The sequence below is a fragment of the Vibrio sp. 10N.222.49.A3 genome, assembly GCF_041475145.1.
Taxonomy (GTDB): domain Bacteria; phylum Pseudomonadota; class Gammaproteobacteria; order Enterobacterales; family Vibrionaceae; genus Vibrio; species Vibrio tasmaniensis_A.
The window spans coordinates 41,658-56,937 of the sequence record NZ_JBFRVM010000074.1 but is presented as its reverse complement, the minus strand read 5'-3'; the positions used below and the strand labels follow the sequence as shown (position 1 = coordinate 56,937).

The window sequence follows — 15,280 nt, the reverse complement described above, 5'->3', positions numbered from 1 at the left end:
AGAGCCAGAGCCAGAGCCACAATTAACGACAAGTCATTATTCAAGCTACGCCGAAATACGCGCTGCAGAATTTGAAGTGCCGAATCTTGAGGATGTTCAGAAACTTCTGAGTCGTTTAGAAGCGACTAATGTTGTCGATGAGCTGAATCTAGATGAGTTGATGGATCGGAACACACAGCAAATTGCTCAGCAGGCAGACATGCAAATGTTTGACGCTGCAGTAGAGTCTGTAGATCCTGAAATTCAAGATTGGGATCTTCCAGAACCTGATTTATCAATTGCTGTAGAGCCACCTGTTGAATCGCAGCAAATTGAAGAGTTACAAGCTGAATCGCTGGAGACGGAGCAAGTAGAAGTTAAGGCTACTGAACCCGATCTTGAATCTCCTCAAATTGAGCCATTTACCGAACTTGAAACTCAAGCTGGTGGAGCCGGTCAGTTTACATCATGGGAAACGACGGCTAGAACTGAAGATTTTCAAGTGCTGTATTTTGATGTGAACGGTGTGACGTTTGCTGTGCCACTTGATGAGCTCGGGGGTATTCATCGCCTTGAAGAGTTAAGTCATATTATTGGCAAACCTGCTTGGTATTTGGGGTTGCAAACTAATCGAGATAGTAAGCTAGACGTGGTTGATACCGCCAAATGGGTGATGCCTGAAAAGCTATTATGTGATGATTATAAAGAAAATTATCAATATATAGTCATGCTTGGCGAAAGCTTGTGGGGGCTTGCGAGCACAGAGCTTAAAGGTACCGAGCTGCTTAATACAGATAAAGTACGCTGGCGAGAAACGGCAGGGAAACGGCCATGGCTCGCTGGTATGGTAAAAGAAAAAATGTGTGCTTTGATCCATGTTGAAGCATTAACCGCCATGCTAAATGCAGGGCTAGACGTAAAAGCATTGGGCTAGTACTACGATTGGTACAATATAAGCATCAAGTTAACAACAGTGGTCGGTAACGACGGCAAGAGGATTATCTATGTCTCATATAAGTGAAGTTGAAGTAAGAAAAGATCAAACAAATGATGAAGTACTTCAATGGGTGACATTTCAACTAGAAGAAGAAACTTACGGCATCAATGTAATGCAAGTACGTGAAGTATTGCGTTACAGCGAGATTGCTCCAGTACCGGGTGCTCCAGACTACGTTTTAGGTATTATCAACCTGCGTGGTAACGTTGTTACTGTTATTGACACTCGTTCTCGTTTTGGTTTGATGCAAGGTGAAATCACAGATAACACACGCATTATCGTTATTGAGTCTGAGCGTCAAGTTATTGGCATTTTAGTAGATAGTGTTGCTGAAGTTGTTTACCTGCGTTCTTCTGAGATCGACACGACACCAAGTGTTGGTACTGATGAAAGTGCTAAGTTCATCCAAGGTGTTAGTAACCGTGATGGCAAGCTTCTTATCTTAGTCGATCTGAACAAGCTGTTAAGTGAAGACGAATGGGATGAGATGGCTCACCTGTAATGTTTGAAGCGCTTCCTTTAAACCCTATTGCTCTGATAGTCGGAGTTGGGGTTTTTACGTTATTCATCGTGATTTTGATTAGCAAAGTAAAAAGTGCGATTCAAAAGCAGATCGATACGTCACGCCTGCAAGTTCGTAACTTGGATAAAGAGCTTCAAAAATCGAGTAAGCAATTACTTGAAGTTCGCTCTGTTGTGGTTGGCCTTGGTCAGAAAGTGACGGAACAGCAAGATCTGATAAAACACTTGAATGAACGTATTGTTGAGTTGGAACATGCGGACACCGATGGGCGTTTGTATACACGTGCAACTAAAATGGTTCAGCTTGGTGCTGGGATAAACGAACTGATCGAAGAGTGTGAATTACCTAAGGCAGAAGCTGAGCTGATGATGTCTCTGCAGAATAAGCTCGCAGGTAAGGAAAAAATCCCTTCGTTAAGAAGTAACCCTTCATCGTATGATGAACAACCTGCATCCTCTCGTGATCGCAGAGACCCGACTCGACGTCGTTAAATTTAGCGCTTACTGCGTAATGAGCAATTGATGTTCATCACGCACACCTCTTAAAAGAAGCTTCGGCTTCTTTTTTTGTGCCTGTTATACCTATATAGAACGATGTTTATAAGTGTTTGTATCTAATGCAATATCTTGTTTGTTGATGAAAATGTGTAAATTGTGATGCGGTGGTAACAGTTTCTTACGGAGTTTGTTCTTTCGAAAACGCCTAGTCCTGTTTTGTCACCTTATTGGTGTGCTACTATAGCCCTCTCATTACTTGACTAAATTTACCTATGCTAGAAGTCTCAAATTTAACTGCTATTCGTGACGACAGGGTTCTGTTTGAATCGTTGTCTTTTCAATTGAAACCCGGTGAGCTGGTTCAAGTTGAAGGTCGTAACGGTACTGGGAAAACGACACTCCTTAGGATTATCACCGGCTTAGGTGATCGTGATGAAGGCACTATCTCTTGGGATGGTGAGTCCATTGAAACGAGTCGAGATGTGTATCACCAAAATTTGCTTTTTCTTGGTCACCAAACTGGCGTAAAACGCGAGCTTAGTGCCTATGAAAACCTGAGCTTCTATCAATCGATTCACAGCAGTGGAACGAGTAAGGAAGAACTTTACAATGCATTGGCTCAAGTCGGCCTTGCTGGACGAGAAGATGTGCCTGCAGGTCAACTTTCGGCGGGTCAACAGCGCCGTGTAGCATTGGCTCGTCTGTGGTTAAGTAAGCAAATGTTATGGATTCTAGACGAACCGCTGACTGCAATAGACAAGCAGGGTGTTAAGGTTTTGGAGTCTCTTTTTTCTCAGCATGCAGATAACGGTGGCATTGTGTTATTAACCACACACCAAGATATGTTTGCTGATAGCCCGAAACTAAGAAAAATAAAGTTGGGTGAGTAATATGATCTCTTCAATGACAACGATCATCCGACGTGAGCTATTGATCGCATTTCGTCGCCAAGCCGATATCTTTAACCCTCTGTGGTTTTTTATTATTGTCATCACCCTTTTCCCATTGAGTATCGGCCCTGAGCCAAACCTACTTGCACGTATTGCTGCAGGTATTGTTTGGGTAGCGGCTTTGCTTTCTGCATTGCTCTCTTTAGAGCGTTTGTTTCGTGATGATTTTCAAGATGGCGCGCTTGAGCAGATGATGTTGATGCCCATCCCGTTGCAGTTGGTAGTCTTGTCCAAGGTCATAGCGCACTGGTTATTGACAGGGTTACCATTAATATTGATCAGTCCGTTGTTGGCGGTACTGCTGTCCTTGGATTTCGATACTTGGTTATCGGTAGTCTTAACGTTATCGGTCGGTACGCCTGCATTAAGCTTTATTGGTGCGATTGGTGTGGCTTTAACGGTTGGGTTACAAAAAGGTGGTGTGCTGTTAAGTCTGCTTATTTTGCCGTTGTATATCCCAATTCTTATATTTGCTACATCAGCGATTGATGCCGCAGCGTTAGGCGTTGCGTATAACGGACAATTAGCGGTGTTAGGGGCAATGTTAATGGGCGCGATGACGCTCACCCCATTTGCCATCAGTGCAGCACTGAGAGTGAGTGTTAACTAGTTAATGACCTGGTTAAGATTAACTACGCACTCACCAGCACTTTGCATGTTCAAAGTGAACTATTTAAAGCCTTCAAACTCCTAGAGTCACTGAAAGAAGCTGTAAGCCAAATAAATTATAATAATTATAGCTGTGATAGCTGTAAGCAATATGAAGTAAGAGTGAGATTACAACATGTGGAAATGGCTCCATCCCTACGCCAAAGCAGAAACCTCTTATCAGCTTGCTGGTAAACTTCTGCCATGGTTTTCGATCCTAGCGCTATTGTGTCTATCCGCCGGTACTGTATGGGGGCTTGCATTTGCCCCTTCTGATTACCAGCAAGGCGATAGCTTCCGAATTATCTATATCCATGTTCCGTCTGCAATTTGGTCTATGGGTGTATACATGTCGATGGCAATTGCCGCCTTTATCGGTTTGGTATGGCAGGTAAGGCTGTCAGACATGGCTGCGTTGGCTATGGCGCCTATCGGTGCTGTATTTACCTTTATTGCGTTACTAACTGGCGCTGTTTGGGGTAAACCAATGTGGGGTGCTTGGTGGGTTTGGGATGCACGTTTAACCTCAGAGCTGATTCTTCTATTCCTATATTTAGGTGTTATTGCACTGCACCATGCGTTTGACGACCAAAAAACCGCAGCAAAAGCAGCCGGTATTTTGGCCATCGTTGGTGTCATCAACCTACCTATCATTCACTTTTCAGTAGAGTGGTGGAACACACTCCACCAAGGCGCAACAATTACTAAGTTTGATAAGCCTTCTATTTCAAGTGACATGCTATGGCCGCTTCTTCTTAACATCTTCGGTTTTGCCTTTTTCTTTGGTGCTGTGACTATGGTTCGTTTTAGAAACGAAATCATCAGTAAAGAGAGTCACCGTCCATGGGTTCGCAAGCTAGCGGCTAATAAAGCGTAGTAGGGTAGGTAATTATGTATTTTGAATCTCTGAGTGATTTCTTTGCCATGGGTGGCTACGCCTCATATGTATGGAGTGCATTTGGAATCACATTCCTCGCGATGATCATTTTACTGGTCGTAAGCGTTCGTCGTGGTAAGCAATTATTAAATGAAGTACAAGCTAAGATTGACCGTCAAGCTCGTATTGATGCAGCAAAAAATATGGAGAACACTCTATGAACCCAAGACGCAAAAAGAGGCTAGGCATTATCTTAGCGATCTTTTTTGGTATCAGTGCAACTGTTGGATTGATGGTTTATGCACTTAACCAGAACATGGATCTGTTCTACACGCCAACTGAGCTCGTCAACGGCAAAGATGGTAAAAAACCTGAAGTGGGTCAACGCTTACGTATTGGTGGCATGGTTGTAGTCGGCTCTGTAAGCCGTGACAATGAATCATTGCGTGTAAGCTTCGATTTGGCTGATGTAGGCCCTAAAGTGACGATTCTATATGATGGCATCCTTCCTGATCTTTTCCGTGAAGGCCAAGGTATTGTTGCTCAAGGTGTCCTTAAGGATGCAACGACAATTGAAGCGTTTGAGGTGTTGGCAAAGCACGATGAAGAATATATGCCTTCTGAAGTTGCTGAAGCAATGAAGAAAACTCATGAGCCTTTGCAATACACGACTGAACAAAAAGAAGGAAATGCTCAATGATAGCCGAGATCGGCCATTTTGCGATGATCCTGTCTTTGGGACTTGCACTGCTGCTAAGCGTGCTCCCACTGTATGGAGCCGCTCGAAATAACACATTATTGATGAACAGTGCACGACCGCTGTCGTGGGGTATGTTCGGATTCCTAGCGATTTCGTTCTTTATCTTGTGTTACGCGTTCTACACAAATGATTTTACGATTCAATACGTAGCAAGTAACTCGAATAGCCAACTGCCTTGGTACTACCGAATTACCGCGGTTTGGGGGGCTCATGAAGGCTCACTACTGCTTTGGGTTCTAATCCAAGCGGGTTGGACGGTAGCAGTTGCAACGTTTAGTCGTGGTATGCCTCAAGAGTCTGTGGCTCGCGTACTGGCGATTATGGGTTTAATTACTGTCGGCTTCTTGCTGTTCATTATCGTAACGTCTAACCCGTTTTTACGTACATTGCCTTTCTTCCCTGTTGATGGCCGTGACTTGAACCCACTACTGCAAGATCCGGGTTTGATTATTCACCCGCCAATGCTTTACATGGGTTATGTAGGTTTCTCGGTAGCGTTCTCTTTTGCAATCGCTTCTCTAATGAGCGGTCGTTTAGATACGGCATGGGCTCGTTGGTCTCGTCCTTGGACAATCGCTGCTTGGTTATTCCTAACAGTAGGTATCGCACTTGGTTCATGGTGGGCTTACTACGAACTTGGCTGGGGTGGCTGGTGGTTCTGGGATCCAGTAGAAAACGCTTCATTCATGCCTTGGTTAGCTGGTACTGCTCTAATGCACTCACTAGCGGTAACCGAAAAGCGTGGCACATTTAAAGCTTGGACAGTCTTGCTGGCTATCTCTGCATTCTCACTAAGCTTACTAGGTACATTCTTAGTTCGTTCGGGCATCTTGGTATCGGTTCACGCATTCGCGTCGGATCCTGCCCGTGGTATGTTTATTCTAGGTTTCTTAGTGTTCGTTATCGGTGGTTCACTGTTGTTGTTTGCTGTTAAAGGCGCATCGGTTCGTGTACGTGGTAACTTCGATTTGGTTTCTCGTGAAAACGCGCTACTCGGCAACAACATCCTATTGATTGCTGCACTTGTGGTTGTGTTAGTTGGTACCTTGCTGCCATTAGTTCATAAACAGTTAGGCTTGGGCTCGGTATCTATCGGTGCACCATTCTTTGATATGTTGTTCTTCTGGTTAATGATCCCGTTCTCGTTCCTATTAGGTATCGGTCCACTGATCCGTTGGAAACGTGACAACCTATCTAAGCTCGTTAAACCTATGCTGATCTCAGGTGTATTCTCACTGGGCTTAAGTGCGCTAATGGTTACGATTTTGGCTGACCGTTTCAGCGGTACCGCTTTTGCCGGTTGGGTAATGGCATTCTGGATTATCTTCATGCATGGCTTTGAGCTTCATGAACGTGCGACACACCGTCATACATTCCTGAAAGGCCTGACTAAGCTACCTCGTAGCCACTGGGCGATGATGTGTGGTCACATTGGTTTGGCCGTGACAGTGATTGGTATTGCGATGGTGCAAAACTACAGCATCGAACGTGACGTACGCTTAGCGCCAGGTGAAAGCTACCAACTTGAAGAGTACAGCTTCCTGTTTACAGGAGTTCGTGACAAAGATGGCCCTAACTACGATGGTTACATTGCTGACTTTGAAATTACCAAAGAAGGCAAATACATCAACACGCTTCACGCTGAAAAACGTTTCTACACAACCGCTAAGTCGATGATGACAGAAGCGGCGATTGATCGTGGCGTAACGCGCGACCTTTACATCGCAATGGGTGAGCGTTTAGACGACAATAAATCTTGGGCTGTGCGTATCTACTACAAACCATTTGTACGTTGGATCTGGGCTGGTTCTCTGATTATGTCGATTGGTGGTGTTATTGCTATCAGTGACCGTCGTTACCGCTTCCGTAAGCCAACGAAAAAGTCTACTAAAGAGCAGGAGGCTTAATTCGAATGAACAAGAAGATTTTATTCATTCCATTGATTGCGTTCATGGTTCTAGCTGGAATCTTTGCGACTCAATTGATGCGTAACCAGTCGGGTGATGACCCGACTAAACTTGAATCGGTATTGATTGGTAAGCCAGTACCTGAGTTCGGTTTAGAAGACTTAGAGCAACCGGGTAAGTTCCATGATCAAGCTATCTTTAAAGGTGAGCCACTGCTTCTAAATGTGTGGGCGACTTGGTGTCCTACTTGTTATGCAGAGCACTCTTACTTGAATAAGTTAGCGGGTCAAGGCGTTAAGATTATTGGCCTTAACTACAAAGATGATCGCAATAAAGCGGTAGGTTGGTTAAAAGAGCTGGGCAATCCATACTTGATCAGCCTGTTCGATGGTAACGGCATGCTAGGTCTTGACCTTGGTGTGTATGGCGCTCCAGAGACTTTCCTCATTGATGCTAACGGCGTAGTTCGTTATCGCCATGTTGGTGACGTGAACCCAACTAACTGGGCATCGACGCTTGAGCCGATGTACCAAGAGTTGTTGGAGGAAGCGAAATGATTAAGAAGACACTGATTGCTCTATTCGCTACATTTGCTATTTCGGCGACTGTTTCTGCTGCGCCTATCGAATTTCATGAATTTGATACCGTTGATCAAGAGCAGCAGTTCAAAGAGCTAAGCAACACGCTGCGTTGCCCTAAATGTCAGAACAACACCATTGGTGATTCGAACGCAGAGCTTGCGGTTGATTTACGCCAAAAAGTGTATGAAATGACAAAAGATGGCAAGTCGAAGCAAGACATCATTGATTACATGATTGCTCGCTACGGTAACTTTGTTACTTACAACCCACCACTCACATTAGCCACATCAATCCTTTGGGTTGGTCCGTTTGCGGTAGTCGTGTTTGGTTTCGGTTTGATCATTTTACGAAGCCGAAAGTCAAAGTCGAAAGCAGTAGAGTCAGATAAAGACTGGGATGCAGACAAAGAAGCTCGTTTAAAAGCGTTACTCGATGAAGAGAACGACGGAGATAAGAAGTAATGACTCTATTTTGGATTTCTACCATTATCCTTTCGCTAGCAGCTATTTTCTTAATTGTTCTGCCCTTCATAAATAAGAAGGCGAACAATGATGAAATGCTTCGCGACGAGTTGAACAAAGCATTCTATAAAGATCGTCTCGTTGAGCTCGAAGTAGAAGCAGAAGAAGGCCTTGTTGATAACCAACAAGAGCTGATCGCTGATTTGAAACAGTCTCTACTTGATGATGTACCTGCGCAGAAAGAGATGAAGAAGACCCAAATCTCAACATTGGGCGTCGTAGTACCATCTATTGTCCTAGTCGTGGTTGTTACATATGGTATGTACTTTCAGTTTGGTGCTCTGGATAAAGTCCAACACTGGCAAGAAGTGAGTTCAAACCTTCCTGAGTTGTCTAAAAAGCTAATGTCATCGGAAGGTGGTGCATTAACGGATGATGAACTAGAAGATTTGACTCTGGCACTTCGTACTCGTCTGCACTATCAACCAAAAGATTCGACAGGTTGGTTACTATTAGGTCGTATTGCATTGGCTAACCGCGACGCGGAAACTGCGAAAGATTCGATGCAAAGAGCTTACAAGCTTGAGCCAAAGAATGAAGATGTTCAGCTAGGTTATGCACAAGCATTGATGCTTTCACCTGATGATGCGGATCAAAACCAAGCTCGTTTAATTTTGAGCCGTTTGATTCAAAACGACTATGTTGATCTTCGTGTGTTCTCGTTGCTAGCGTTTGATGCGTTTGAGCGTCAAGACTACCCAGGTGCTGTTAAGTACTGGAGCATCATGCAACAGATGATTGGTCCACAAGACAGTCGCTATGAAATGTTATCGCGCAGTATCGAAAGTGCACAGAAGAAAATGGGCAATGCTATGGGCGTTGACCAAGGTAAAACTGTTGCTGTAACGCTTGAGTTATCTGGTGATGTAAATGCTGCCCCTAGTTCAGTGTTAGTTGTATCAGTGCACAGAGCAGACGGCTCACCAATGCCGATTGCTGCGGCTCGTTATCCGCTAGGAACTTTCCCTCGTACTGTCGTTCTTGATGATGGCAACAGCATGTTGGAAGGACAGAAACTGTCCAGCCTTGAAACTCTAATGGTTAGAGCTAGGCTTGATACAGATGGTAACGTTTCAACTCGAGACGGTGATTGGTACGGTGAAAGTGAAGTGGTTGAACTGGGTGCCCCAGTTACCATTGATATCAATAAGCAATATTAATCATTACTTTGCATAGGTGTTAGCTATTCCGATTTATTAAAAAACGGTATAGACTTACGCAACCAATTGAGGCCAGCGATTGCTGGCCTTTTTTATTATTCCTTATGGAAAAGGTGATATGTCTATCAGTGTTTTAAGACTTTCGAGTTTACTCTTCATCGCAAGCTTAACGGTAGGTTGTTCGAGCGTACCAGATGAAAGCAATGGCGGTGATAACCTCGAAACCTCTGAATATGTCGAAGAGTCCCATCCGAACGACCCTTTTGAAGGTTTCAACCGAGCGATGTGGGATATCAACTACGAGTATCTCGACCCTTATTTGGTTCGACCTGTTTCTCTTGCCTATGTTGACTATACCCCTGTACCAATTCGATCTGGTATTTCCAATTTTTTAGCCAACTTAGATGAGCCATCAAGTATGCTCAACAATCTCATTATGGGTAATGGTGGGAAAGCGCTTGATCATTTCAATCGTTTTTGGATTAACTCTACCTTTGGTCTTCTTGGTCTGATTGATATTGCTAGCGAAGCGGGGATCACCAAATATGACGAAAAGTCGTTTTCTGATGCGATTGGTCATTATGGGGTTGGGAATGGACCGTATTTTATGCTGCCGGGATATGGCCCTGTGACGACTCGACAAGTAACAGAGCAAGTGGATAGCTTATACGTACCTTTGTCTCTGTTTACCTTCTGGGCAAAGTTAGGCAAGTGGGCCTTTGAAGGTATGGAAACACGCGCTCAGTTGGCCTCGCAAGAAGCCTTATTAGATGACTCTCCAGATCCATATGCTTTGACTCGTGATATTTACATCCAACGTCAAGATTTTAAAGCTGAGATCGAGCCAGAAGAGGTTGATCTTGAGGAAGAAGATTTCATTGATGAGTATCTCGAAGATTACTAGAGACAAAGCTTAGATAAGCAGATAAGAGAAAGGCTCGATGTTAATTCAACATCGAGCCTTTTTAATGCTTTCTACTTTTCTACCTTTCGGTAAGTAGATAATTAGGTAACTAGCCTAGAAGCGGTAGTTAGCTTGGATACCGACTAACCAGATGCTGCCTGAAACCTCGCCGTCGAAACGGCCACCAAAGGCATCCGCTCCAGGTTTTTGTTGTGTTCCTGGATCTGATTCATGCATTTTCGCGTCTTTCGCTAGAATGTAAGTGAAGCCAGCATCCAGAGTTAGCTGCTCAGACCATTGGTAGCCCGCACCGATACTTAACCAAGTACGGTCTGTTTCTGGAATCGTCGCAGTGCGGTGTTCTGTACTTACCGCTGATGTGTCATATGCGATACCAGAACGTAGTGCTAGCTTAGGCGTCATTTGGTAAGTGGTACCGATAGCAAAACGGTAGTTGTCTTCCCAGTTCTCTTGCTTGATCTCTACGCTTTTTTCGCCAGGGAAATCAGCAACAAGCTCTTTAAAGCTGCTCCAGTTTGTCCAGTTAATACTCGCGTGAACCGCTACTGTGTCTGTCAGTTGATGGAAACTTGCAAGTTCTGCTGTTGCCGGAAGAGCGAGATCCATTGAACCACTCTTGTGCGCTACTGGGTTTGTTGGGTTGAAGCCAATACCCTTAGCGTAACCTTCTAAAGTCAGGTCAACTTCTGATTTGTAGGTAAAGCCAAGGCGGTTGTCTTCATTAATATCCCAAGCGGTACCAACTTGCCAACCCCATGCTGTATCATCACCTTCCATGTATTTCAGAGTTGTTCCCACAGGTAAAGTAGAAGCAGCAGTCGCACCAAAGCTACCTTCAGCCATGATGTAACGTACACCACCACCAATAGAAACACTCTCTAGCACTTGGTATGCAGCATTCAGGTTCAGCTCCATAGTAGTCACACTTGCTTCGTTACCATGGTTTGCACCGCCGAAGTCTTTACCTAGGTCCGTTGCCATACCGTAGTTTGTGCCTGCAGCAAAACCCAACGCAAATTTTTCGTTGTACTTATGAGAAGCATAAAAGTTTGGAATAAAAGCACTGTGCGCGAAGTCACTAGAGTTTGATGCTGTTGTACCACTGCGAGTTGTAGAAGTCCCTTCAATATCAATATTTGGGTCAACGTAGATACCACCAACAGAAACCTGTGTGCCTTCTAGGTAAGTCAGCATAGCAGGGTTACGCCATTGCGCGTCTGCACCGTCAGCCATTGCTGCTTCACCAGCGTAAGCACGGCCTAAGCCTGTTGCTGAGTATTCTGCTAGTTGAAAACCTGCCGCGTTAGTTACGGTAGAAGTCGAAAGTAATCCAACTGCCACTGCAGCAGATAGAAGAGTTTTATTCATTTTCATTATTATGTTCACTGAATCATAAGTATTTAGTGGCGTGATTCTACTTTTAGAGTTATTACTTTAAAAATGAAATTCGAATAAAACAGTGTTTTAGGGATTAAATGAGCAAATGTGTTTAATTATTAGAGAAATCATCTAAATGTTTCGGCTGTGTTGCGAAGTTTGAGCGTACACCTGTAGCTGTATATTTGCTCTGCAGGCTACAGTTGTAAGCTTAAATTTAGGTTGGTCAGTGGTTTAGGAAAACAAAAAAGGGTCGCATAATGCGACCCTTTGGGATTATAGCTAACTTTATATTAGAAGCTGCGGCTGTACTGAAGACCTAATAGGATTGCATCAGCATGTGTCGTCGCTGTTAGTGGCGTACCTGAAGAGGTTTCTGAAACCTTCACATCGTCACCTAACAAGTATGTAAAGCCGAAGTCTACGTTTGAAGCGGTATCAATGTGGTAAGTGAAACCAGCAGAGAACCACTGACGGTCTGAATCCGGAACAGAGATAGATGTCAGTTCGTCTTGCGCACTGGTGTCATACATGTAACCGGTACGTAGTGTCCACGTATCGTTTAGGTAGTAAGTACCACCAATTGCGTAGTGCCAACCATCTTGCCATTTGTATTCCTTATTGTAAGCGCCTTTGATCGCACCTTGAGATAGGTTTTGGAATTCGATCTGGTCGAAATCACCCCAGCCGATCCACTGTACAGAGTAGTGAACTGCGAACTTAGTATCTTCAATTTTGTGGAAACCAGAGAATTCAGCGATGTCTGGTAGTGGTAGCGTGATTTCTTGGCCCTTGTCATCTTTAGCGGTGATTTCAGGGCTGTAACGGTAAGATAGACCAAAACGGTTGTTTTCATCTAGCTCATAAACAGTACCAACGTTAAAGCCAACAGCCCAACCATCAGCTTTGTCGACGTTTAATAAAGGAGTGCCTGCCGGTGGAATTCCCTTAGATGCATCTCCAGGGCCAAAACCAGCGCCAGCGGTACGTTTCATCGTACCTTGACCATAAATAAGGTCTAAACCTGCACCGAAGCTCCATTGGTCGTCTAGTCGGTAAGAACCAGCAAGACCAAAGTTAACGCTCTTAACATCAGTTAAGCCGCCGTACTCAGCTGCCGGATAGTTGTCGTCAAACTCTGTTTTAGTACCGAAGTTTGAGTAGGCATTGATACCCCAAGCAAATTTATCATTTACTGGAACGATAAGGTGGATGTTAGGCGCGATTGATGTGTCACCTACATCATCAGTATTATTTACCGGAACTTTGCCACCAACGTAGTTAACGTCGTTGACTTCAATCATTGAAGTGATGCTTTCAAAACCAAGAGATAGCTCAGTTTTATCAAATAGTGCCATTGCTGCAGGGTTACGTGCCATTACTGACGCGTTATCTGCGATTACTGCATCACCAGCAAAAGCACGGCCGATGCCGGTTGCTGATTGTGCGTTAAGTTGGAAACCTGCTGCCATCGCTTGCGAAGACGCCAGTGTAATTGTTACTGCTAAAAGAGACTTTTTAAACAGACGCGTGTTGTTGGTAGTCATTCATTTATTCCTTTATATATCCGCCTCTACAGGGCGATTAATTTGAGCAATTGCTCAATGGTGGCTGATCCTATTCGGAAGTATACGATATACAAATCCGACCATTGGAAATTTTGAGGGTAAAATTATGGAAATGACGCCTATCTGGCACGAAAATGGAGAGAAATGCTGTTTTTTAGAGTTTTAACTCTAGAGGTGTTGGCGTGGTGAATGGTTTTATGGATTATTGATAAGCAAAGCCCAGCAATATCAGTAGTATACTTGCTGGGCCTTTTGTTACGGGGCTTTGAGAGCAAATTAGCTCATTGGTTTGATCATTTTTGTCAGCTTTTCGGCGATTTTAGAGACATCCTCGCCATCTTCCCCTACAAGGATCAAACTGCTGCCATCGATCGGTGTTACCGAGCCTGACATGCCTTTTTCATCAAAGTCGATAGACTTGTCAGTCGGAATGCCAGTTAAAAACAGCGTGACTTTGCCTTTTTCGCCTTGGAAAACCATGTGCATTGCGTTGGATTTGCCAAAACCACAGTGGTTCAGGTAATAGACGTGGTAAGGGAAAGCATCATCAAACTGAAAAGCAAATGGATTCATTTTTGCATTGATCTGCTGCGATGTGACCTGTTCATCGATGTTACTAACAAAGCTCTTCTCATCAACAACATGCTTCATCGCCGTATCAACTAAACTAGCTTGCGCAGGTGAAACGAATGCATTTCCCCAATTCACTTGGCCAACTAATAAACCAGCAACAAATGCCACCGAGGCAGCCATTGCCATTGCTCGTCTCGCAAACGTAGGCCTTACTACTTTGCTTTCTTCGCTTGAGGTCTGATTGAACAGAATACGATCAGCAAGATCGTCTGGCACATCCACATTCAATGCTGAATGGATTTGCTTATCAAGTGATAGTACATCGTCTAAGAAATTACTATTGGCTTCACTATTCGCTGCTGCATCAATAATGTCTTGTGTACGTTGCTTAGGTTCCGACAATACACGACGACGAAATTCCAAATCATCCATTATGTTGCCCCCTCTCTGCCTCTTCTGTATCCAGCATCTCTTTCAACTGATTTCGAGCTCTGAATAAACGTGTCATCACCGTATTTTTGTTAAGATCGAGAATATCGGCGATCTCATCACCACTAAAACCACCAATCACTTGTAAGAAGAGGGGTTCACGGTATTCGATTTCAAGTTTCATGATCTGCGCTTGCAACCATTGGTGTTGATGATGTGGGTCATCACTGATGCTAGCATCGTTACCATGATCGTCGATATCAACCAGATCAAATTGTTTGCGTTCAAAACGTCGAGCATTCTCGCGGCGCAAGATAGTAATCAGCCATGACTTTGCGGCTTTTTCATCTTGTAGGCTATCGAGTGACTTCCATGCACGAAGGCAAGTTTCTTGAACTAAATCTTCGGCAATGCTTTTGTCTTTGCATAGCCAATAGGCATAGCGAAAGAGGTCACGATGATAGGCGCGCACGAGTGCTTCGTATTTTCTTTGTTTGTCCATATCAGAGTTGACCGGACGCTTGGCTGTTTTCTTTCCAAACATTTTTATTATTGACACACGAGCCTCCATAATTGCTCTGCGTATAGCTGTCTTCTATACGTTGTGCTTCGTTATATATGCTGTTTCGTTTTTAGGGCTAACGTCGGCAGGAAGTCGTAAAATCACATTAAAATTGATCTACTTCAAAATTTAAGCCCTCGAAAACGCTATAGTACACCTTGTCGTCTAGTTAGTCATTCGTGGCTAGCATGTTGAGCAAGACGACACTTCCTTTTGAAGGCTGACTTTACTTTCTCCTAATCAGGAAACTGATTATTTCAATTGGCGTTAAGTTAATTGCTTTATATACATTCCGACCACACAGTTTTGTGTGGTTTTTTTTTGCCTTAAGAAAAACATCCCTTACATAGCGATAACAGCTTTGCTTGCAATAGTTTAGTATCTTACGACAACCTTTCCCTCAAAAAGGTTCGCCTGAATGTTCAGTTAGATTTTCAAGCAGTGGG

17 protein-coding genes are annotated in these 15,280 nt (G+C 43.9%); 13 read left to right on the top strand and 4 right to left on the bottom strand.

What is annotated here, in order from left to right:
- The 13 genes from AB4589_RS13840 to AB4589_RS13780 all read left to right on the top strand — a co-directional run.
- Positions 1-913, top strand: a 913-nt coding sequence (locus AB4589_RS13840; RefSeq protein WP_372100827.1) for a chemotaxis protein CheW, incomplete at its 5' end; no start/stop codon positions are given.
- A 70-nt stretch (positions 914-983) separates the two neighbouring features.
- A complete protein-coding gene (locus AB4589_RS13835) occupies positions 984-1,478 on the top strand; it encodes a chemotaxis protein CheW (RefSeq protein ID WP_372100825.1) in 495 nt (164 codons plus the stop codon).
- Positions 1,478-1,990 carry a DUF2802 domain-containing protein gene (locus tag AB4589_RS13830; protein WP_009848529.1) on the top strand — a complete coding sequence of 171 codons (513 nt, stop codon included), beginning with the start codon at positions 1,478-1,480 and terminating at the stop codon, positions 1,988-1,990. Before AB4589_RS13835 ends, AB4589_RS13830 begins: the two co-directional genes overlap by 1 nt.
- Positions 1,991-2,268: 278 nt before the next feature.
- Complete coding sequence (gene ccmA / locus AB4589_RS13825) at positions 2,269-2,886, top strand: cytochrome c biogenesis heme-transporting ATPase CcmA (RefSeq protein ID WP_012603450.1); 618 nt, start codon at positions 2,269-2,271, stop codon at positions 2,884-2,886.
- A 1-nt stretch (position 2,887) separates the two neighbouring features.
- Positions 2,888-3,556: a heme exporter protein CcmB gene (gene ccmB / locus AB4589_RS13820; RefSeq protein WP_009848527.1), complete on the top strand. Its 669-nt coding sequence runs from the start codon at positions 2,888-2,890 to the stop codon at positions 3,554-3,556.
- Between the two features lie 174 nt (positions 3,557-3,730).
- Entirely contained in the window at positions 3,731-4,471 is a 741-nt protein-coding gene (locus AB4589_RS13815) for a heme ABC transporter permease (RefSeq protein WP_009848526.1), read from the top strand.
- 14 nt (positions 4,472-4,485) lie between these two features.
- Entirely contained in the window at positions 4,486-4,692 is a 207-nt protein-coding gene (ccmD, locus tag AB4589_RS13810; protein ID WP_009848525.1) for a heme exporter protein CcmD, read from the top strand.
- The gene (gene ccmE / locus AB4589_RS13805; protein ID WP_009848524.1) at positions 4,689-5,171 is read left to right on the top strand and encodes a cytochrome c maturation protein CcmE; all 483 of its coding nucleotides are present in this window, start codon (positions 4,689-4,691) and stop codon (positions 5,169-5,171) included. The genes ccmD and ccmE overlap by 4 nt, the downstream gene beginning before the upstream one ends.
- Positions 5,168-7,138: a heme lyase CcmF/NrfE family subunit gene (locus AB4589_RS13800; protein WP_009848523.1), complete on the top strand. Its 1,971-nt coding sequence runs from the start codon at positions 5,168-5,170 to the stop codon at positions 7,136-7,138. The genes ccmE and AB4589_RS13800 overlap by 4 nt, the downstream gene beginning before the upstream one ends.
- A 5-nt stretch (positions 7,139-7,143) precedes the next feature.
- Complete coding sequence (locus tag AB4589_RS13795) at positions 7,144-7,695, top strand: DsbE family thiol:disulfide interchange protein (protein ID WP_009848522.1); 552 nt, start codon at positions 7,144-7,146, stop codon at positions 7,693-7,695.
- A complete protein-coding gene (locus AB4589_RS13790; protein WP_009848521.1) occupies positions 7,692-8,180 on the top strand; it encodes a cytochrome c-type biogenesis protein in 489 nt (162 codons plus the stop codon). The genes AB4589_RS13795 and AB4589_RS13790 overlap by 4 nt, the downstream gene beginning before the upstream one ends.
- Complete coding sequence (gene ccmI, locus AB4589_RS13785; protein WP_012603452.1) at positions 8,180-9,400, top strand: c-type cytochrome biogenesis protein CcmI; 1,221 nt, start codon at positions 8,180-8,182, stop codon at positions 9,398-9,400. Before AB4589_RS13790 ends, ccmI begins: the two co-directional genes overlap by 1 nt.
- A gap of 118 nt (positions 9,401-9,518) precedes the next feature.
- Positions 9,519-10,304 carry a VacJ family lipoprotein gene (locus AB4589_RS13780; protein ID WP_009848519.1) on the top strand — a complete coding sequence of 262 codons (786 nt, stop codon included), beginning with the start codon at positions 9,519-9,521 and terminating at the stop codon, positions 10,302-10,304.
- Positions 10,305-10,418: 114 nt separating this feature from the next.
- Here AB4589_RS13780 and AB4589_RS13775 read toward each other — a convergent pair whose 3' ends face one another.
- The 4 genes from AB4589_RS13775 to AB4589_RS13760 form a co-directional block, all read right to left on the bottom strand.
- Entirely contained in the window at positions 10,419-11,699 is a 1,281-nt protein-coding gene (locus AB4589_RS13775) for an outer membrane protein transport protein (RefSeq protein WP_135381269.1), read from the bottom strand.
- A 296-nt stretch (positions 11,700-11,995) separates the two neighbouring features.
- Positions 11,996-13,249, bottom strand: coding sequence for an outer membrane protein transport protein (locus tag AB4589_RS13770; RefSeq protein WP_135384028.1), 1,254 nt, complete (start codon positions 13,247-13,249; stop codon positions 11,996-11,998).
- Between the two features lie 297 nt (positions 13,250-13,546).
- Positions 13,547-14,275 (bottom strand): DUF3379 domain-containing protein, encoded by a 729-nt coding sequence (locus tag AB4589_RS13765; RefSeq protein ID WP_371707236.1) that lies wholly within the window; start codon positions 14,273-14,275, stop codon positions 13,547-13,549.
- Positions 14,268-14,816, bottom strand: coding sequence for a sigma-70 family RNA polymerase sigma factor (locus AB4589_RS13760; RefSeq protein ID WP_009848515.1), 549 nt, complete (start codon positions 14,814-14,816; stop codon positions 14,268-14,270). The genes AB4589_RS13765 and AB4589_RS13760 overlap by 8 nt, the downstream gene beginning before the upstream one ends.
- Positions 14,817-15,280: the final 464 nt, after the last annotated feature.